Origin of the sequence: Lentilactobacillus parabuchneri DSM 5707 = NBRC 107865 (genome assembly GCF_001435315.1) — a bacterium.
In the GTDB taxonomy this organism is placed as follows: domain Bacteria; phylum Bacillota; class Bacilli; order Lactobacillales; family Lactobacillaceae; genus Lentilactobacillus; species Lentilactobacillus parabuchneri.
Genome location: NZ_AZGK01000006.1, coordinates 1 through 20,218 on the forward strand (window position 1 = coordinate 1; position 20,218 = coordinate 20,218).

A 20,218-nucleotide genomic window follows, 5' to 3' on the forward strand; every position below is an offset into this window, starting at 1 on the left:
TCGCTTTTGACAACTATTTAATATTATCATGACACACAATCTGTGTCAACGACTTTTTTTAAAATATCATTGATTGAAAAAGTGATTCCTACGAAAGCCGCACTGAATAATATACCGGCTTTTTGAATCATTGTCAACAAAAAAAGACAGACCTTCGATCGGCCTGCCTCAAGTTCTATTTAACTCTTGCTAAAAAGTACTTCTTCTTACCCCGGCGAACGATGACAAATTTGCCGTCAAACTTATTCGCTGGATTAATCTCAAAGTTCACATCTTCAATTCGCTCTCCGTTAATCCGAATTGCGCCATTGGTAATGTCTTCTCTTGCTTGGCGACGGGACTTTTCAATCTTAGTCACATCGGCCAGCCATTCAACAATGTTTAACGGATCTGATGAAACATCCACTGACGGCATATTCTTAAATCCCTGTTCGATTTCATTGGTCGTTAGTTCTGCAACGTCCCCGGAGAATAACGCTTCGGAAATGTGTTCTGCCTGCTTGACTGCTTGCTTGCCGTGGACAAATTCAGTCAGTTCTTCAGCCAGCTTACGTTGTGCCTCACGCTTCTCTGGGTGAGTAGCCACTTTTTCCGCCAGCTCATCGATTTCATCTTTATCAAGAAAAGTAAAGTACTTCAGGTATTTGACAACGTCATGGTCATCTTGGTTAATCCAGAATTGGTAAAATTCATAAGGGGTCGTCTTTTCCGGATCCAGCCAAACATTGCCGCCTTCTGATTTACCAAACTTTGTACCATCCGCCTTTAGCAGTAGCGGAATCGTCAGTCCAAAGACCTTGGCTTCCTGTCCTTCCATCTTGTGGATGAGATCAATTCCCGAGGTGATATTTCCCCATTGATCAGCGCCGCCAAGCTGAATCTGAACGTCATTATGTCTGTACAAATGGAGAAAATCAATTGCCTGAAGAATCTGGTAAGTAAATTCCGTAAACGAAATTCCAACTTCCAATCGGCTGGCAACAATTTCCTTGTTCAACATGGTATTGATATTAAACAACTTACCGTAGTCACGAAGAAAATCCAACAGCGATAATTTGGAAAGCCACGTGTAGTTATTAACGATTTCAAACTTTCCGTCCTGTCCAAACAGTTTTTCCATCTGTGCCGTCAATTTGCGTTCATTACTGCGAACCTTATCCATTGACTGCAGGACCCGCTCCGACTTCTTACCGCTTGGATCACCAATTGAGCCAGTTCCACCACCAATCACAATCACTGGGTGGTGCCCAGCCAACTGGAACCGCTTAAGAATCATAAACGGAATTAAATGACCAATGTGCATACTGTCGCCAGTTGGATCAATCCCAACGTAAATCCCAGCTGATTGTTTGTTGACCAAGTCGGTTAACCCTTCATGATCAGTTTCCTGGTTGATGGCACCTCGCCACTTCAACTCATCCAAAATATTCATCAATAATTTCCTCCTAATAAAAAAGTCCCTAACAATTAAATTGCCAGGGACGAAGTTTTTCCGCGTTACCACCCAAGTTGTTGCCGATATGTCGACAACCTCTCGATTCATCGGTAACGGGATGATCCGTCTAACATTATTAAGACTCAACAGCTGTATGTTCGTTGGCCAAGCGCTCAGCTCACATTCCCGCTGAGTTTCTGAATTCTCACGTTGACCAACTACCGGACTGTCTCAACGTCCATGAAACAATAAGTTAATCATAGTGTCTGAACAATCGGTTGTCAATGGATTCTAAAGAAATTACAGGCGGCCATTGAGCATTTGTTGATAGTAAAGCCCAGTGTTAGAACGGTAGTGACGAAACTCTGTTTGAGACATACTTCTGGTTTTCTTTAACGACCACTTTGCGAGCTTCTTGTCAAACGGCTTAATACTCGTGGCGTAATTACCACCCATGATGGTTTGAGCTTTGAACAAACTGCGTAAAGACGCGTTTGGATATTCGTACAGGTCTTTGGTGCCAAAAGTATGACCCAGCTCGTGGATCACAACCGCACGCCGCTTTTGCTGATTGTATCGGCTCATCCATGACGTATTGAGTGCAATAACGCCGCTATTTATTTCTGCTACCCCAGCATAACTTGCCCCAAGCTTATTTGTTCCGGTAAATACTAATCGGGAACGGCTGATTGAATTGGTCCGTTGGAAAACTTTCTTACCGAGCGCGTTGTTCCATTTTTTGGTTGCGTAGGTTATTTCAGGTGTGTATTTTTTAGCGTCGGATTTAACATAGTACTTGATTGTTCCGTTGTAAGTCAGGTTCTTGCTGGTGTGCATCTCACTGGTAAATTTAATCGTCTGTGCGGAACTGGATTGGCCAAAAGCTGCGGCTAATCCGATGACAAAAATCAACGTGGTTAACACAAGAACAAAAACATGCTTAAACTTAAACATTCAATTCCCCCTAATTAAACGTCGTGTTCAAAATATTTAGTTGTAGGATGTTACGACAGCCATCCCCTCACTCATAATATATCATGACAGAAATAAGCGGCCAAATTTAAAGTCTCAAAAAAGTCATCAATTCTTCACACTAAATTCACAATGCAGTTAGTTGTATTTTAAAATGGAGCCATTAGAATTAAGTCGTAAACAAAATCATTATATAGAAGGAAAGTGACACCATGTTAAAAATTACTTACGAAAATGGCGGCGCAACTGAATCAATCGAGTACCAATCGGCCGCTGATTTTCTGGCTAACCAACGTCTGGAAGTTCCCGATTTGGAAGATTACTACAAAATCGTTGAGGTCACTTTGGATGGCAAACCCGTTGAGTTGACCGATAAAACAATTATTGGCTTATATAAGAAGTTTGATAACGAACAAGACTAATCTAAATGACGCAAAAAAGGTTGAGACATCTATGAGCAAAGATGTCTCAACCTTTTATTCATTTCTTAAAAATATTTGTGCAGATTACTCATCATGAACTTCTTCAATCTTAAACGCCGTTTTGCCGTCTTCAATCACACCATAAACGCGCTTTGTATGCGACTCGTCGAGATAGCCAAAATCAATCAGGCTTTTATCCGCGTCACTGGAAACCCCCTGAAGCTGCGATTTTAAAAATTGACGCAACACCGGCAGCTGCTGATCAAGTTGTTTCGCTTTATCAACGGCTGCCTGCAGGGTAAATCCCTGCTCCAAAAACCGGGATACGTGGAAAATAAAAAATAAGGTATGCATTGAATATTCTCTGGCAGCCCCTTTCTTCTGACTGAGAGAGTGAATGTAACCCTGCTCCTCCCAGTAGCGAAGCTGACGCCCAGAAACGCCGGTGATTTGTTGGACCTGGCCAATCCCAAATATTAATTTGTCTGTGTCGATGAAGGCATCGTTATTATTTTCTTCTGCCATTGTTGCCACCCTTTTTGATTTCTACAGTTAATTATATCAGTTCGGCCAAACGGGATTCAAAATATTCCGGTGATTTTCAAAATCATTTGTTATAATGCTTTTTGAAAGGTGTGAATGAAATGAGTTTTTCTCCAAAATTAATTGTTGCAGATGTATCACTAATCATATCGATTGCCCTTGGGCTCTTTATTCAAAAGGCATCGTTGGCCGATGACGTTAAAATCGGCTTGGTGATTCTTGCCGGCATCTTTTTGATGGTTTCAGTCGTTATCAATTTGGTTGTCGCAACTCAAAGACGAAAAGAAAAGCGGCAAAAATAACTGGCGGGCTCAACACACTTTGAGCCTGGAATTAAACCAAGACTTACCGTATGAGCGTGAGACATGAACCATTTAAATGTCTTAGGCTTATTTTTTATTGGCGTTCATAAACTTTCATCAACCCTTGGGTGCCAAGATCGCCCAACTTCATCTGGTCGACCATCTTCTGGTACAAATCACGGGCAACAGTCGTAGCTGGGAGCTCAATGCCCATTTCATCAGCAGTATCCAGTGCGATTCGAAGGTCCTTTAAGAAATGCTTAGCCGCAAAGCCCGGCTTAAAATCATTCCCCAGAATTCTTGGCCCATAGTTGGTCATGCTCCAGTTGGCCGCAGCCCCACCATTAATTGTTTCAATCATCTGTGTTAAATCCAAGCCGGCCTTTTTTGCATAAACCAGTGATTCAATCATCCCGGTCATCGTCCCTGCAACCATAATTTGGTTCGCCATCTTGGCGTTTTGTCCCTGACCAGCATCCCCAAATCGTTTAATCGATGTGCCCATTGCCTGCAATATCGCCGATGCACGGTCAAATGCTTCAGCGGTTCCGCCGACCATAATCGTCAAGGTTCCCTTTTGGGCACCGACATCGCCTCCGGAAACGGGGGCATCAAGAACACTAATTCCATTCGGTGACCCGGCTGCCGCAATTTTTTGCGCCAACTTTGGTGAACTGGTCGTCATATCAATTAACAGTTGGCCCCGATGAGCGGTTTCAAAAATACCATTTTGGCCAAAGTAGACTTCTTCAACATCCTTGGGAAAGCCAACGATTGTGATGACCGCATCGGTGGTTTTCGTTACTTCAGCCGGTGTATCCCGCCAGGCAGCGCCCGCCTTTAAGGCGTCGGCCGCGTGATCCTTGGTCCGATTATAAACGACCACTTCAAAGCCGGCCTTCAACAAATTCCTGATCATCCCAGTGCCCATGACACCAGTCCCAATAAATCCAATTTTCATGCTCTCACCCCATTATCGATTTTTAACTTGCCGCAACAACGGCCGCCACCACGTTTCATGATCGACGTACCAGGCAATTGTTTCATTCATCCCGACATCAAATTCAATCCGCGGTCGCCACCCCAACTCATTTCGAATTTTGTCATCATTAATTGAATATAATTGGTCATTGGCTGGACGGTCACGGACATATTCAATCCGTGATTCCGGTAACTGCAATTGTCGAATAATGCCTTCAACGATTTCGTTGTTTGTTTTGTATTGATGCGCAGCAATATTGTACACCTCGCCGGCCCGGCCCCTTTTCAAAACGGCCGCAATTGCCGCACAATTGTCTTGGACGTGCAGCCAATCGCGACTATTTTGGCCGTTTCCATAAATTGGTAAGGATTCTTCTTGGAGGCCGTGTGTGACCATCAGCGGAATTAATTTCTCAGGAAACTGATACGGTCCGTAATTATTTGCGGAACGGGTAATCGACACATTTAAATTGTATGTCTTAAAGTACGACAGTGCCAAAAGATCAGCGCTGGCTTTTGTCGCCGAATAAGGTGAGCTTGGATTCAACGGGGCCGATTCGCTAAATTGCTGGTGTGGCAAAGAGCTGCCATAAACTTCATCGGTTGAAATCTGGACGAACTTATCGACGTTGAATTTTTTAGCGGCAGCCAACAAGACGCCGACCCCATCAAAATTGCTGTGGATAAACGCCGCTGGATTTAAGATGGAACGATCCACGTGAGACTCTGCAGCAAAATTCACAACCGCATTAATGTTAAAACCGTCAAAGACCGCTTCCACAGCACTGCGATCGGCAATGTCCCCTTCGACAAATTGATAGTGGGGATCTGCTTTGATATCGTCAAGATTATTCAAATTCCCAGCGTAGGTTAATGCATCAAAGTTGATCACATGATCGCTTCGGTCTTGCTTCAGCAGATAGTGAATAAAGTTAGCACCAATAAACCCGGCACCACCCGTAACTAAAATATTCAAGCTGGACCTCCTTTTGAAACCCTTGTTAGACTCATTTTACAATATTTGGCAACTGATGATACGACAATATCGCAAAAGACAACTTAAATAAGGCTGGAAAATCGTTTTGATACCCCGATTTTCCAGCCTTATTTGGATTCTTAATCATCAATTGCGTCTTCATTCACCCAATATTTTGTCGCTTTATGACTTGCCGAGACCCGAATTCTGTAAAAGTCTTCACTTTCACGCTCGCCGTCATCGTCACGATAGTAGGCCTTCGCCTTTTTATCCACGTATACCCGTTTGCCGGTCTGAGCTTTAATCTTTTTCCAGCTGTACGTGCGATTCTTTTTCTTGCTTCCCGGCACATACCGGTATAATTTTTCTTCACGATAATCTTCATCCAGAACCGTTTTAAAATTGACCGTCCGATACTTGATGCTAAATACCTTTGAGGCCTGGAAATATAGCGGCCGAATTGCCCCTTTGCCGGCATTGGAATCAGCTGTGTATTCAATATCAATATTTTTGCCGATTTTGTTGGCCTGAGCCGACTGCGTGGTTGAAATGTCAGCATTATGGGTGTGAATGCTGGCAGAAATTCCCACCATCGTCAATGGAATTAGCAGAAGCATTGCCGTATCGGTGAAAACTGATTTTGTCATTGTATGCACCCTCCCGTGTTAATTAGTCATTCATCCCTCAATTTGTCGTTATCTTATCTACACCATAATTTTATCTTAATATCCGATTGAAGTTGTGAAGAAAGTGTGAAGATTTTTAGCAGATTTATCGGCGACCGAATTGACCGCTTCATTTGGATTGATCGCAACAAAAAACCGGCGACTGAGTTAAAAGCGTGCACTTTTGACTCAGTCGCCGGTTTGGTGATTTCATATGATCGAACTAAAAGATCTGCTTCAACTTGATCAGCAGTCTACTTCATGTCATATGCCTTTTGGAACAACTGAACTAATTCTTCTTTTGTTCCCTTACGAGGATTCGAGAAAGCATTTCCGTCCTTCAAAGCATTTTCTGCCATTAATTCAAAGTCTTCCGGCTTGGCACCAATTGCCTTGATACTACGTGGAATGTGGACATCATCAGCCATCTGGCGCATTGCTTTGATTGCCAATTCAGCTGCGTCTCTGGTGGACAAACCATCGGTATTTTCACCCATTGCCTTTGCTAATTCAGCAAATCGTTCTGGGCAGGCAACCAAGTTATATTCCTCAACAATTGGCAACAGCATTGCACAGCAGACACCATGCGGTGCGTCGTATTGACCACCCAATTGGTGAGCCATTGCGTGAACGTATCCTAAATCGGCATTGTTAAAGGCCATTCCACCTAACATTTCAGCCTCAACCATCTTGGTTCGAGCTTCCAGGTTATGACCATTGGCAACTGCTTCTCTCAAACTTTCTTCACACAATTTGATTGCTTCAATACATTGACCATCCGTAATTTCATTGCGGTTGGTTGAAACATATGGTTCGATCGACTGAACAAACGTGTCCATTCCAGTAGCAGCAGTCAATCCTGCGGGAACATCTAATTCCAGCATTGGGTCATTAAACGAAACCAACGGAACGTTTCGCCATGATACAACCACAAACTTTAATTTCGTCTTTTCATTGGTAATCACACAGTGACGGGTCAATTCTGATGCCGTTCCGGCAGTGGTGTTAACGGCCATCAGTGGTGGCAGTGGGTTTTCCAATGTTTCGATGCCGGCTAACTTCGTAATATCATCGCCGTTTGTTAAAATAATTCCGGTTCCTTTTCCGGCATCATGTGATGAACCGCCACCAACCGTAATAATACTGTCACAGTCGTTCTCTAAATAAACTTTTTTGGAAGCTTCAATATTTCGAATTTTTGGATTGGGTTCAACGCCATCATAGATTGCGTAAGGCACACCTGCTTCATCCAGTGATGCAAGGGTTTGGGCAACTGGGCCGTTATCCATCCCCCGAAGGAACTTGTCAGTCACAATCAAAGGCTTCTTCATATTGAGCATCTTGGCACGATCACCAATCTTCTTAATAACCCCTTTACCAAAGAAGTTAACACTTGGCATTAAAAAATCGAAATTTTCTTTCATGAGTTCTTCCTCCTACGAAGTAAATAATTTTCTAACCGCTTTCATCCTAACACCTTGTGAAAAATATGTAAATAGGGGCAACAACTATTTCGATAAAATACGTTTTACTAAAACGGTGGCTAATTCCTTGTAAACAAAAGGTTTTTACTAGAGTTTCATTTACATCAGTGATCAAACGCCAGATGAATCAATACACGAAACAGCCAAGATTGTGAATTTTTAAACCATATTTGTCCGATACGTCATTGATTTTTCCTGAAAATTATTCTACAATAAAATAAATTTTAATTTACTTAAGTGTTGATGAGAAGAGTAGTGTTTTTTTTGGCCTGCCAAAGAGAGCTTTGATTTGGTGAAACAAAGCCAGGCATAAAACATGAAGATGATCTCTGAACTCCGATGCGGTCAGTTGGCCAATTCGACGTCAGCAAGCGTTACTTTGCCGAGTATCCCACATTTTGGTGTGGCGTACTTATTGAGGCTGAAATTGTGAGATTTCAGTGAAGACAGGTGGTAACGTGCACAAAACCTTCACCCTGGATGATGTTGAAAGACATTATCTGGGATGAAGGTTTTTTTAATACATTTTTTAAAGGAGAGATTGATAATGACACAGAAACAATTTGACATTGATACGTTACTTGCACAGGCTGGAAACCGCGACAACAATGACCAGTACCACTCGGTTTCAACTCCGATTTACCTAACTTCCAACTTCCGCCACCGGGACTTGGAGGATGCCGAGACGTTTGATCCCCATCAACAATATTCTTATTCACGGCTTTCGACGCCAACTCGCAGTGTTCTACAAAAAATGCTGGCAGAACTTGAAGGCGGCGCCAATGCCTTTGCGGTCAGTTCAGGAATGGCAGCGATTCAATTGGTGTTCTCGCTTTTTAACTCTGGCGATGAAATCGTGACGTCAGACGATCTTTACGGTGGATCGTTTCGTTACTTCGATTATTTGGCCGAGCACTATGGTATTAAATTTAGTAAGTGGAACGGTCAAGATTACGATGAACTAACTAAATTGGTGAGTGCCAACACCAAATGCGTCTGGCTGGAGACCCCTTCCAACCCCACCATGAAAATTATCGATATTCAAAAAGTCAGCGATATTGCCCATCGTGCCAACCCCAACATCCTTGTTTGTGTGGACAACACGTTTTTGACGCCCGTTTACCAACAACCACTGCGTGAAGGTGCCGATATTGTGGTTCACAGCGCCACCAAGTACCTTTCAGGCCACAATGATATGTTAGCCGGCTGTGTGATCGCCAAATCAAAAGAAATTGCAGACACATTGGAATTTAACTTTAACACGACTGGCGTCACGCTGGATCCGTTTGATTCCTGGCTACTGTTACGAAGTCTGAAAACTTTATCGGTTAGAATGGCGCGACACACCAGCAACGCTAAATATGTCGCAGCGTGTTTGGCTAAACTGCCTCAAGTTGAAAAAGTCCTCTACCCTGGCGTTGGCGGCATGATCAGTTTTTATTTAAAGGACATGAAGCAAGTCGACAGACTCTTCAAGCATCTTAAAATTATTTCCTTTGCCGAAAGTCTGGGCGGAATTGAAAGTTTGTTGACCATTCCGTCACTTCAAACCCACAGTGACATGTCAAAAGAAGCCCGCTTAAAATTAGGGATCACCGACGAGCTACTCCGATTATCAACCGGGCTCGAAAATCCCAAGGACTTGGTTAATGATTTGACACAGGCATTGGGAGATTAGTCTGATTACGCAAAATACTAGATACTGTCAATCTAAAAAGGGGCTGAGCAAAACGATTCGTTTTGTCTCGGCCCTATTTTGGTGCACGTTCATTCAATGTTTGCTGTTGAGAAATTTTGACGTAGAAGTTGGCAAATGACAATTGGAAATAAGGCTGCAGCCATATGAGCAAGATGCCATACGTAAAGGAATTTAAGATGTACCAGCCAATAAAGCTGAGTTGCATCACGAAGTAATCCATTTTGTGTCCAGCCATCAACTGCCGGCTTCGAGTAATGGCTTCCAGATACCCAATCGGTTTGCCGGCATCAACGGAATCACGATAAATATTGAGCGCCTGCGAATAGGCAAATCCCTTAATGATGCCTGGAACAATCAATAAAATCGACCAAAGAAGGGTCAACACGGTTGTCAAAATTCCGATCACAATCGCGCCCATGAAATATTGTCCGTTATTTAAAATAGTAAATGATTTAGTAACCGGCTGGTCGAATTTGGTTTTGTTGCGAATGATGTCGATGCAGACAAACATCATTCCGGACAATAAGAGCCCCGTAATAATTGAAATAATCGTCGACAACAAATAGACATTCATGAGTTCATTGCTGCCCAAGCGAGCAGTCCCAGCCGCAATTTGATTGGCTTCGGTCATGATCTCATTTGGATCCAGCGGGTTCATCGTATAGGCCGCGGCATATCCAATCTGAATAATGATAACCGGTAAAAACAACAAAATAAAAAATGGAAAATGGCTTGAAACAATTCGTTTTGCTTCTAATTTAAGTCCAACGCGATCCATAGCTGCCTCCAAATGAATTAATAATGTCTATTTAAACATAACTTGAACAGCAGCCGCAAGAATTCCACCAACTAATGGACCAAACATCGGAACCCAGGCGTAATCCCACTCGCCGCCGCCTTTGTTTGGCACAGGAATGATGGTATAAGCAAACCGGGGGCCCCAATCACGAGCCGGGTTTAAGGCAAATCCGGTCGTGGTTCCAACGCCTAGGCCAACGACCATAATTAATAGGCCAACCACCAACGGTTTCAATCCCTGGGTAAAGTTGCCCAGATTTAATAGTGCAAATATAAAGATAAAGGTGGCTACAACTTCCGAGAGAAAATTTGAAAGTGGTGCCTTAATTGCCGGCCTCGTCGCAAAAATCCCGACGGTGTTGCCGTTTTCCGGGTTGGTTGTTTTAAAGTGCGGATAAAAAATCATCATGATCGTGGCGGCCCCCAGAAAGGCACCGATAAATTGGCCCAAAAGATACGGCAACACTTGGCCCCACGGAAATAGGCCAAAGATAGCGTAGGGAATGGTCACCGCCGGATTCAGATGCCCCAACGACCCCAATGATGACGCAACGTAGACACCCATTGTAACGGCCAGACCCCAAGCCAGACTGACAAACGTCCAGTCGGAGCCCTTTGCATACGTCCGATTCAGGTTAGTGCCGGCACAGGCGCCAGTCCCCAACACAATTAAGACATACGTTCCAAATAATTCGCCAATAAATCCATTCATATTCTCACCCACATTTTTTTGTATTCAATCACATTCTACAAAGAATTTTGATCAGATGAAAGCCCTTTCTGGGTCATGTGGTTTAACCAAAGTACCAATCCCAGTGAAACCAAAGCATAAACGGCCCCACCAGGCCCTACGCCGTTTAGGCTCAAGTGACTCACGATGATCCCACCAGTTGCCGATCCCAGTGCAATTCCAAAATTTGAAAAAATCGAGTTAAGTGATGATGCCAGAACGATTGACTGTGGATATTTCTTTTCAGCAATCGACAGGAAAAATAATTGAATTGGAGAATTGATGAGTGGCATGGTGAAAATAACTAGAAATAGCAGAACAGCTCCCAGCCAACTGTAATGAAATACCAAGGGCATTAAGGCCATCAGGATCAGTTGTGAAATGTAAACAAACGGCATTGCCCGCAGTCCGGGTCCTTCGCTAATGAGTCCACTAACTCGATTACCGATAATGTTGGAAATTCCAAATACGCCGAGTAAGATCGTTAACATCTGAACTGAAAAATGAAGTTGATTGGTGATAATGGGACGTAAGTACGTGTAGAAGACGTAAATGGCCGCCAAATTAAACATTGGCAGTAACATTCCCACTTGGATTTTGTGATCTTTGAGTAATGCTAATTGACCCGAAATCGTGCTTTCTTTTTGTTTGAAATCACGTGGCAGGCTGAAGAAGACCAACCCCATTGTCATGATCGATATAACAATAACCGTTAAGAACGAAATCCGCCAACCAAACTGAGTTGAAATCCAGGTACCAAGGGGAACGCCGACCACCGAGGCGATGGAGAAGCCTGAGAAAACCCACGAAAGCAACCAACCCCGTTTTGACATTGGGGCAATGTAGCCAGCAAATGTCAGGCCCAGTGAGATTGAAACGCCGGCAACCATCGCCGTGACAACCCGTGAAATTGCCAAGAAGACAAAGTTGGTAGCGACAAAGCTGAGTATGTTTCCGAATGTAAAGATGGCCATCATTACCATCAGATCCCAAAACAAATTGTATTTCCCAATCATAATGGTAATTAACGGTGTGCTAACCGCATAAACCATCGCAAAAATTGTGACAAGGTAGCCGACTGTGGCCACCGGCACGTTAAATTGTGTCCCAAGATCATCCAAGATTCCGACAATTAGGAATTCACTGAATCCCAAGATAAATGCAATAAGAACTAAGACAAAGCTTTGAAACTTGAATGTTTTCATTGATTTCTCATCCCCTTTATGTTTTATAAAATGCAGACTGTTTCATATTACAGGTTTTGAATCAATATTTCTATAAGTATTCGGTGTTTAATTGAATTAATTGACGATTTAACCCCGATGTAACATTGCCAAGTACCAGTGCACACAAAAAGACCCGCGAGTTTTATTTCGCGGGCCCTTTCTTAAATACATCAACTATTTTAATTCGTTCTCCACAGCTGATGCTTTAAGAGATATTCCTGAAGTCAAAAAGCATCACCTCCTTTTTTGATTGTCAATAGAATACAACCAACAACCAGAAAATGCAAGCCCTTTGAACTAATCATCGTAATCGGTCTCATGATCGTTTTGAAGAACGTCGTCATTGACCCAATATTGTTTGGAAGATTTTCCATTATCGAATTTGATTCGGTAAAAATCCTCGTGGTCGTACTCGTTATCATCGTGATCTTTGAACGTTGCGATCGCCTTTTTATCGACATGTACTTTCGTGTTGGTCGAAACGTTCAACCCATCCCAGTGGAAGATTTGATTCGAAGTGACGGTTCCCGGGACGTAACGATAAAGGTGTTCTTCTTGATACTCATGATCAAGAGTTGTCGTAAACTTCAAATTTTCGTAACGGACTTTAACCGCCTTTCGACCCGTCACCGTGGTCACCTTAGACGAGCTGGATGAAGCGTCAGAGGCAGAGGCACTGCTGGCCGTCGATGAACTGGACTGAGCAGTGTTTTGAGTACTGCTGGAACTGGATTTGTCGCTGTTAGAATTTGTGGAACAGCCAAATAAACTTACCGGCAGCACAACTAACAAACAGGCAGTCATTAATAATTTTTTCATGGGGAACCTCCTTTTTAGTCAGTAAGTTGAATATCTGTCTTTATTATAAATGATCAGGCAATCTTATCCTAACAAACTGATTCAAGAAGCTCCACTAATCAAGTACCTTATATGAATATCGGTGTTCGTATTTGTGACTCGGGAAAACGTGGTAAGTCCCGATTCCATGGTATTTAACCAAAACCTTTTTATACGATCCGTTGATCAGCTTCTTAGTGGTCTTATATTGTCCCAAGTCCTTAGAAGGCGATTTACTCTTATTAAAGAGGTACCATGAGCCCCATTTGTTAACCTGAAGTTTGCGGTCGGCTTTCTTTGAAGGGGTATAACTTCTACCATTATACGAAACGCGGTGCGGCGTAATCTTGATAACGTTAAACTTGCCGCTGCCACGGTACTCAAACCAAGTCCCACGAAGCGCCTTTGGAGTTGTTGCCGAACTTGCATGCGCCTGTGCTGGAAGAGCTGTTAATTGGACGCCAAAAATTACGACTAATGCGAGAATGAACAGTCTCATCTTTTTCATGTTTTTGCCTCCCTGTATGACTAAAAGTATATCATTGATTACCCCCACGTTATTTTTCTATCAGACTACAATTACTTTACAAAAAAAGCCTTTGACATATTGAGACTGCCAAGGCTTTACAATAGTGATCCACGCCGACTTTTAAGTAACAGCATTATCTGAATCACCAATATTTAACTGGTTTTGTAAACTGTATTACGGCATTAAGACAAACAATCCGCTAGTCATCAAACCGACTTTCGATTGCCCGGGCGTGAGCTTCTAGTCCTTCAACTCTTGCCAACGTGGTAATGGCATCCTTTTCTTCACGCAAAGCGGATCGGGTATATGAAACAAATTGGGTTCGTTTGACAAAATCCTGTACGCCAAGCGGTGAGAAGAAGCGTGCCGTGCCACCTGTTGGCAGAATGTGATTGGGGCCAGCAAGATAGTCGCCAAGCGGTTCGGATGCTGAAAATCCTAAGAAGACCGAACCGGCATTTTGAATTTGATTCAGATATTCAATGGCGTCGGGCAATTGGACCTCTAAATGTTCTGGTGCCACGGCGTTCATTAACGTAAAAGCATCATCAATATCGTCGACAACCGCAATGAAGCCTTCATTATCCATTGCTGCCTTGGCAATTTCCTTTCTCGGTAATAACGCGACTTGCCGATCCATTTCCTTGCTGACATCCTCGGCCAATTTCCGGTCGTCCGTCACGAGGATTGGTCGGGCAAGCTTGTCATGTTCAGCTTGAGAAAGCAAATCAGCGGCTACTTGGCTTGGAACTGCTTGGGATCCTGCAATCACACCAATTTCGGATGGGCCGGCGATCATGTCGATATCGACTTGTCCGAATACTTGTTTTTTGGCTGTCGCAACGAAGACATTACCAGGACCGGTAATTTTATCGACGCGGGGAATCGTTTCTGTCCCGTACGCTAAGCTGGCAATTGCTTGGGCGCCACCAACCATATAAATCTCGTCAACGCCGGCAATTTTGGCTGCTGCGAGGACTGCTTTGTTCAAACCGTCCTTTTGTGGTGGCGTCACCATCACGATCCGTGGAACGCCAGCAATCTTGGCTGGAATCACATTCATCAAAATTGAGGAAGGATAAGCAGCGGTGCCGCCTGGAACATACAACCCCACTGCTGCTAACGGCGCAATTTTTTCGCCGCGAATGACGCCTTTTTTCTTCGCATCGATGAAGCTGTCTTCAACTTCCATTTTGTGAAATGACACGATGTTTTCCTTGGCCAGATTAAGGGCATCAATGACTTTTTGATCGGTTTGCGCATAAGCGTCATCAATTTCTGCTTGAGAGACTTTCAAGTTATCGAGGTCAACGTTGTCAAACTTCTTTTCATAGGCTTTGACTGCTTGATCCCCATCCTTAATCACGTTGGCAATAATCTCACGGACAGATTTTTCAACGGCTTCCCGATTGGCGACGGCGTTCGTTCTGATAGCGACTTGTTTTAATAATTGGTCCAAAGAATCTTCAATAATTTGCATATGATCTACACTCCATTTCCGTTGACTAAAACACTTCATCTTGATTAGCTGACACCTATGAACAGCAATAAAAAAATCCCCAGACATTGCCTAAGCAATATCTGAGGACGATCGTTCGCGGTTCCACCTCACGTTTGCCGTTCCCTTACGAAAACGACCTTACGCTGCTCGCAACTCGTCGTCCACAAATGTGGAGAACAGTTGCAGTAGCCGTGGTAACGCTTGCTAGCGGGATAACCTACTTGGTTCAATTACCCAGTTCATAGATGTGTGTTCGCCGCTTGCCACCACTCCTTCTCACCGACGGAGTTCTCTTTATGTGAACCAAACGGTTACTTTTCTAATCGTAACTTCATGTTTATTATTATTTTTTAATTTGTTGATACTTGTAATTTACCACCATCAATAATTAAGTCAAGCCTTTTTAAAAATAAAGTGAATTAAATATTAAAGTAGATCGACAAAAACATGGTCAAAGTCCCACCCATAACGAAAAAGTGCCAGATTAAATGCATCCCCGGAATCCTCGGAATACTATAGATCAACGCACCGACTGTGAAGGTCACGCCACCGGCCACCAACAGCCAAAAGCCACTGGTGCTCAAATTAGCGTAAAGTTGCTTGCCTAAAAACATGCAAAGCCACCCCATTACGACATAAATCGTCGTTTCGGTCTTTTGAAATCGGCCGTGAAAGACAACGTGGCTGACAATTCCTGCAATTGCTAATGTCCAAACGCTGGCCAGCATCACGTTACCTGCCCAGTTATGCACAAAAATAATGCAGTACGGCGTGTACGTCCCGGCGATTAAAATAAAAATATTGCTATGATCCAGAATTTGGAAAATCCGCTTGGCGCGCGTAAAGACAAAGCAGTGCAGCAGCGTTGATGCCAGATACAGTGAAAGAACCGACAGACTGTAAATCACCAGGCTGGTAATCGCAATCCCCGAAAGGCCGTTATGGACCGCTTTAGTTAGCAGTAAGATTGAAAACCAAATGGCAACCAAAAACGACACCCCATGGGTCACGGCATTTAAGACCTCGTAAATAATCTGCTGGTGACGCATTTTTAATGTTTGCTGATTCATCATGACACCTCCTTAGCAACATAATAAGATAATGCAGTCTCAAAGTCAACGTAACATAGTTTTTAATACTACGTTCTTTATTTTTTGATTCACATATGTAATAATACAAGTACTTATATTGAAGGGGCAAGACAATGGCAAAAGAAAATTTCACCAAAAAATTAGCCGGCATGACAATGCCACATTTTTCTGACCTTCCCAACCTGGATTTGTACATGGACCAGGTTATCGATGAGGTCAATCAATACTTGGCACCGATCACCCACACAGACATTACCAAAGCAATGATCAACAGTTACGTCAAAAAAGGAATTGTGGATCGCCCAACCAAGAAACGGTATTCACGGGTTCACTTGGCAAAAATCCTGGTGGTGAGCCTGCTCAAACCGATTTTATCGCTGGATACCATCGATCAGGCAATGAAAATTGCCTTGAAGTTGGACGCACCCGACAAAGCGTATGATCAATTTATCGATCTGTTTAATCAAGAACTGACCGATGTCGATATTGATGACCTTTCAGCTAAACAGTATCAGGCGATGGCAATCCGCTCACTGCTCTACAAGTTAGTCGTTGATGATCTGATTACAAATAGCCAAAAAGCTTAACGACTTTTTATTAAATGAAAACACAGCGTTGCACTATAATGAATTTGTAACTAAATATATGGGGGTTGATATTATGAATCGAGCAGCATTAAAGTTGGACGCGAAAAGTTTATTAAACGCCCATTTCAAATTTTTCTTTTTGCTATTTTTACCGGTATTTATTCTTGAATTGGTTGGCGGCTTTATGTCGGCACCTAGAGAAGACTATTATGACGCGCAGTTAAATGCCAATATGCCGGTGTGGTCTGGCGAACAAACGCTGGGGACCATTCTGATCTACGTTGGTGCATTGGTCTCCATGGGTGTCTTCTTTGTCTGCGTCGACGCCATGCGCCAAAAATTGACTTACGACCACCCGTTCCAAAAATCAATGACCATCTTTAACAATGTTGATTATTTCTTAGGCAGCATTGTCATTTACATCTTAGAATTCATTTTCGTGATGTTGTGGATGATTCTCCTGATCGTTCCTGGAATCATCAAAGCAATGGCCTATTCGCAATCATTTTTCATTTATCGTGATGCCGTTGATTGCGGCGAAAAGATCAGCTACTTGGATGCAATCACCCGCAGTCGTAAACTCATGGACGGACACAAGTGGGAATACTTTGTAATGGCGTTGAGCTTCATTGGCTGGGGCCTGTTAGTGACAGTGACCTTAGGAATCGCTGCAATTTGGGTTCAACCATACATGGCACTCAGCTTTGCTAATTACTACCGTGAATTGGTTGATGAACACGAAGCAGAAGTCACACAAGAAGCCCAAACAATTAACAACACGCCAGTTATGGCTTCTGAAAATCAGCCAACCACGACTGAAGATTCGAGTGACCAATCAGATGATCATTCAAACGATGCCCCAAAAGAATAAGAAAACGGGATCGAGATTAGTTGACCTCAGAATTTAAACAATTACCGTGATGATTCCAGGATCTGGAATGGTCACGGTATTTTGTTATTGGCAAAAATTTTATCAAACCAACATTTGGTTAAAAAATGTGCGGGATGCTCGCCCGTTGCACCCCTTCCAACACCGTTTCGAACAACGCAGACAATATGGTATGATACAGTTACAAGTTTTTAACGATTGGAGATTTTCGTGATGCGGGTAACCACTTTTGGTGAAATCATGCTGCGGCTGACGGTCCCAGATAATAAGAAACTCATTCAAACAGACACCTTTCAGGCAAACTATGGGGGTGCCGAAGCCAACGTTGCGGTATCACTGGCTTTACTGGGCGATTCAGTAAATTTTGTGAGCAAGCTGCCGGAAAATGAATTAGGCAATGCAGTTATCCAAAAGCTCAAAAGTTTTGGCGTTGACACCTCGGCAATTTCTCGTGGTGGTAATCGGTTGGGTATCTATTTTCTCCAACCAGGAATCGGGAATCGGCCCAGCAAGGTCATTTATGATCGTGGCGAAAGTTCCTTTACTGCTTCGGACGATTCAGATTATCCCTGGAAACAACTATTAAATGAAACTGATTACTTCTATATTTCCGGAATCACACCAGCACTCTCCGACAAGCTCAAAGCCACACTTCTTTCAGCGGTTGAATTTTGTCGCAATCACGCCATCAAAGTGGTTTACGATGCCAACTTTAGAGGGAAATTGTGGACGCCGGCCCGAGCACAACAGTTCAATCGGCAGATTCTCCCCTTTGTCGATATCTGCCTGGTTCATGACGAAGATCTTGAGCAGGCTTTTGGCCTTCAGGCATTTAAAAGCACAAACCATCAAGCGATTGATCAAAAGGCATCCTTTAAACAGGCCATGTCCACGCTTACTGCTCATTACCCAAATATCTCAACGGTGGCAAGCGTTCTGCGAAATAGCCACTCCGTTCAAAGCAGTCAGTGGATGGGCGTGATGTTAACCGGCGACAGCTTTTATGAAAGCCCCATCTACAACGTGGCAATTTTACCGGAAGTCGCCGGCGGTGATGCGTTCGGCGCGGCAATTGTCCATGGCATTCTCAATCATTTCAAGCCTCAATACCAACTTGATTATGCGATTGCAGCCGCTGTTTTGAAGCTGACAATCCCGGGTGATTTCAATCTTTCTTCCGATGGAGAAATTAAAGCAGCCATGATTGACGATAATCAAACCATTAGTCGATAAAAAATGATCCAAACATCCTGGACCTGGATGCTTGGATCATTTTTGTTTTACGCCGGAAGCTGTTTTTCTGCGCCCAGTTCAGCTAGGCGGCATCATTTTTTGTTGTCCTTATTAATTGCCTCCCAAAGCCCATTGAGATAAGTCACACCCAAAGCCCGGTCGTATAGACCGTAACCGGGGCGACCATTTTCACCCCAAATGTTTCGGCCGTGATCTGGCCGGATATAGCCATCATAGTGATTATCAGCAAGTGCCTTCATAATCTCATACATATCAAGCGAACCCTCGGTCGACAAATGAGCCGACTCGTGAAATGCGGTCTTGTCCGCATTCATGAACCGGATATTTCGGGCATGGATAAACGGTGCCCGGTCTTTTTGAACAAATTCACGAATAATTGCCGGCACATCGTTAGCAGGATTCTCCCCCAAGCTGCCGGTACAAATCGTAAACCCATTGTAGCGTGATTCGTAGAGCTGCTCGATTTTCAGCATGTCGTCTCGGCTCTTATAAATCCGTGGCAAGCCAAACAACGGAAATGGTGGGTCATCGGGATGCATGGCCATTCTGACATCATATTTTTCACAGGTCGGCATAATGGCATCAAGGAAATATTTTAAATTAGCCAACAGCTTTTCGGCGTCAACGTTTCGGTACTCGTCAAACAAGTGTTGAATGCGTGCCAAACGATCCGGCTCCCAGCCCGGCATCTCAAAGCCCTTGGAACCATTCAGAATGCTTTGAATCATTTCGTTAGGATCATCGGGCAACTGATTCGGTTCATAAGCCATCGCATTGGTGCCATCCGGGAGTTGGTAGTGCAAATTGGTCCGCAGCCAATCAAAAACGGGCATAAAGTTGTAACAAATAACCTTTATGCCATATTCGGACAAGTTCTGAATGGTCTGTTTATAATTTTCGATATACTGATCGCGAGTGGGTAGGCCAATCTTGATATCATCATGAATATTAACCGATTCAATAACCTCAAATCCCAAGCCACTTGCTTGAACCTGCTGTTTTAACTGGGAAATTTTTGATTTTGGCCAAACGTCCCCCACGGCAACATCGTATAATGCGGTAACGGCCTGTGAAACCCCAGGAATCTGCTTAATTTCCGATAAATGAACCGGATCGTCTTCCTCGCCAAACCACCTAAAGCCCATCTTCATGGCATTTCGTCCCCTCATGTTTCTCAAATTCCACATTAATACATCATTTTTGGAACAAACCGTCAAAACCAGTCGTTCACGGTTTTACTAAGTTTTATGTTCTTGGAAATGATTAATATGGTAACATGTTCTTGGTATTTGTATTT

Annotated in this window: 21 protein-coding genes; 6 read left to right on the forward strand and 15 right to left on the reverse strand. The window is 43.4% G+C overall.

Annotated elements, in window-relative coordinates; translation table 11 throughout:
* Positions 1-175: 175 nt before the first annotated feature.
* Together tyrS and FC51_RS06940 are read right to left on the reverse strand one after the other, a co-directional pair.
* Complete coding sequence (tyrS, locus tag FC51_RS06935) at positions 176-1,432, reverse strand: tyrosine--tRNA ligase (protein ID WP_057910754.1); 1,257 nt, start codon at positions 1,430-1,432, stop codon at positions 176-178.
* A 303-nt stretch (positions 1,433-1,735) separates the two neighbouring features.
* Positions 1,736-2,389, reverse strand: a complete 654-nt coding sequence (locus FC51_RS06940) for a snapalysin family zinc-dependent metalloprotease (protein WP_057910755.1) — start codon at positions 2,387-2,389, stop codon at positions 1,736-1,738.
* A 230-nt stretch (positions 2,390-2,619) separates the two neighbouring features.
* Here FC51_RS06940 and FC51_RS06945 point away from each other — a divergent pair, with 230 nt between their 5' ends.
* Positions 2,620-2,829 (forward strand): hypothetical protein, encoded by a 210-nt coding sequence (locus FC51_RS06945; RefSeq protein ID WP_057910756.1) that lies wholly within the window; start codon positions 2,620-2,622, stop codon positions 2,827-2,829.
* A gap of 84 nt (positions 2,830-2,913) precedes the next feature.
* On the opposite strand, the gene FC51_RS06950 is transcribed toward FC51_RS06945, so the two are convergent.
* Positions 2,914-3,354, reverse strand: a complete 441-nt coding sequence (locus FC51_RS06950) for a MerR family transcriptional regulator (RefSeq protein WP_057910757.1) — start codon at positions 3,352-3,354, stop codon at positions 2,914-2,916.
* Between the two features lie 119 nt (positions 3,355-3,473).
* Here FC51_RS06950 and FC51_RS06955 point away from each other — a divergent pair, with 119 nt between their 5' ends.
* Entirely contained in the window at positions 3,474-3,674 is a 201-nt protein-coding gene (locus FC51_RS06955) for a hypothetical protein (protein WP_057910758.1), read from the forward strand.
* A gap of 94 nt (positions 3,675-3,768) precedes the next feature.
* On the opposite strand, the gene FC51_RS06960 is transcribed toward FC51_RS06955, so the two are convergent.
* From FC51_RS06960 to FC51_RS06975, 4 genes are all read right to left on the reverse strand, one after another.
* Complete coding sequence (locus tag FC51_RS06960) at positions 3,769-4,635, reverse strand: NAD(P)-dependent oxidoreductase (protein WP_057910759.1); 867 nt, start codon at positions 4,633-4,635, stop codon at positions 3,769-3,771.
* A 12-nt stretch (positions 4,636-4,647) separates the two neighbouring features.
* On the reverse strand, positions 4,648-5,631 hold the full coding sequence (gene rfbB, locus FC51_RS06965) for a dTDP-glucose 4,6-dehydratase (RefSeq protein WP_057910760.1): 984 nt from the start codon (positions 5,629-5,631) through the stop codon (positions 4,648-4,650).
* 140 nt (positions 5,632-5,771) lie between these two features.
* Positions 5,772-6,278, reverse strand: coding sequence for a hypothetical protein (locus tag FC51_RS06970; RefSeq protein WP_057910761.1), 507 nt, complete (start codon positions 6,276-6,278; stop codon positions 5,772-5,774).
* Between the two features lie 272 nt (positions 6,279-6,550).
* Positions 6,551-7,720 carry an iron-containing alcohol dehydrogenase gene (locus tag FC51_RS06975; RefSeq protein ID WP_057910762.1) on the reverse strand — a complete coding sequence of 390 codons (1,170 nt, stop codon included), beginning with the start codon at positions 7,718-7,720 and terminating at the stop codon, positions 6,551-6,553.
* Between the two features lie 607 nt (positions 7,721-8,327).
* Between FC51_RS06975 and FC51_RS06980 the strand changes: the two genes are divergently transcribed.
* The gene (locus FC51_RS06980; RefSeq protein ID WP_057911248.1) at positions 8,328-9,458 is read left to right on the forward strand and encodes a trans-sulfuration enzyme family protein; all 1,131 of its coding nucleotides are present in this window, start codon (positions 8,328-8,330) and stop codon (positions 9,456-9,458) included.
* A 73-nt stretch (positions 9,459-9,531) separates the two neighbouring features.
* On the opposite strand, the gene FC51_RS06985 is transcribed toward FC51_RS06980, so the two are convergent.
* The 7 genes from FC51_RS06985 to trhA all read right to left on the reverse strand — a co-directional run bounded on the left by FC51_RS06985 (position 9,532) and on the right by trhA (position 16,170).
* Positions 9,532-10,257 carry a DUF975 family protein gene (locus FC51_RS06985; protein WP_057910764.1) on the reverse strand — a complete coding sequence of 242 codons (726 nt, stop codon included), beginning with the start codon at positions 10,255-10,257 and terminating at the stop codon, positions 9,532-9,534.
* A gap of 27 nt (positions 10,258-10,284) precedes the next feature.
* Positions 10,285-10,989 (reverse strand): MIP/aquaporin family protein, encoded by a 705-nt coding sequence (locus tag FC51_RS06990; RefSeq protein ID WP_057910765.1) that lies wholly within the window; start codon positions 10,987-10,989, stop codon positions 10,285-10,287.
* A 35-nt stretch (positions 10,990-11,024) separates the two neighbouring features.
* Complete coding sequence (locus FC51_RS06995) at positions 11,025-12,212, reverse strand: MFS transporter (RefSeq protein WP_057910766.1); 1,188 nt, start codon at positions 12,210-12,212, stop codon at positions 11,025-11,027.
* 318 nt (positions 12,213-12,530) lie between these two features.
* The gene (locus FC51_RS07000) at positions 12,531-13,052 is read right to left on the reverse strand and encodes a hypothetical protein (RefSeq protein WP_057910767.1); all 522 of its coding nucleotides are present in this window, start codon (positions 13,050-13,052) and stop codon (positions 12,531-12,533) included.
* 94 nt (positions 13,053-13,146) lie between these two features.
* Positions 13,147-13,578 (reverse strand): hypothetical protein, encoded by a 432-nt coding sequence (locus tag FC51_RS07005; RefSeq protein ID WP_057910768.1) that lies wholly within the window; start codon positions 13,576-13,578, stop codon positions 13,147-13,149.
* Between the two features lie 220 nt (positions 13,579-13,798).
* A complete protein-coding gene (gene hisD / locus FC51_RS07010) occupies positions 13,799-15,079 on the reverse strand; it encodes a histidinol dehydrogenase (RefSeq protein ID WP_057910769.1) in 1,281 nt (426 codons plus the stop codon).
* Positions 15,080-15,519: 440 nt separating this feature from the next.
* Entirely contained in the window at positions 15,520-16,170 is a 651-nt protein-coding gene (trhA, locus tag FC51_RS07015; protein ID WP_057910770.1) for a PAQR family membrane homeostasis protein TrhA, read from the reverse strand.
* A 134-nt stretch (positions 16,171-16,304) separates the two neighbouring features.
* Here trhA and FC51_RS07020 point away from each other — a divergent pair, with 134 nt between their 5' ends.
* The 3 genes from FC51_RS07020 to FC51_RS07030 all read left to right on the forward strand — a co-directional run bounded on the left by FC51_RS07020 (position 16,305) and on the right by FC51_RS07030 (position 18,900).
* The gene (locus FC51_RS07020) at positions 16,305-16,778 is read left to right on the forward strand and encodes a DUF1836 domain-containing protein (protein ID WP_057910771.1); all 474 of its coding nucleotides are present in this window, start codon (positions 16,305-16,307) and stop codon (positions 16,776-16,778) included.
* Positions 16,779-16,851: 73 nt separating this feature from the next.
* Positions 16,852-17,649 (forward strand): DUF975 family protein, encoded by a 798-nt coding sequence (locus tag FC51_RS07025; RefSeq protein WP_057910772.1) that lies wholly within the window; start codon positions 16,852-16,854, stop codon positions 17,647-17,649.
* A 231-nt stretch (positions 17,650-17,880) separates the two neighbouring features.
* The gene (locus tag FC51_RS07030) at positions 17,881-18,900 is read left to right on the forward strand and encodes a sugar kinase (protein ID WP_057910773.1); all 1,020 of its coding nucleotides are present in this window, start codon (positions 17,881-17,883) and stop codon (positions 18,898-18,900) included.
* 92 nt (positions 18,901-18,992) lie between these two features.
* Here the strand turns inward: FC51_RS07030 and uxuA are convergent, their stop codons facing one another.
* Positions 18,993-20,072, reverse strand: coding sequence for a mannonate dehydratase (gene uxuA / locus FC51_RS07035; protein ID WP_081037562.1), 1,080 nt, complete (start codon positions 20,070-20,072; stop codon positions 18,993-18,995).
* Positions 20,073-20,218 lie beyond the last annotated feature (146 nt).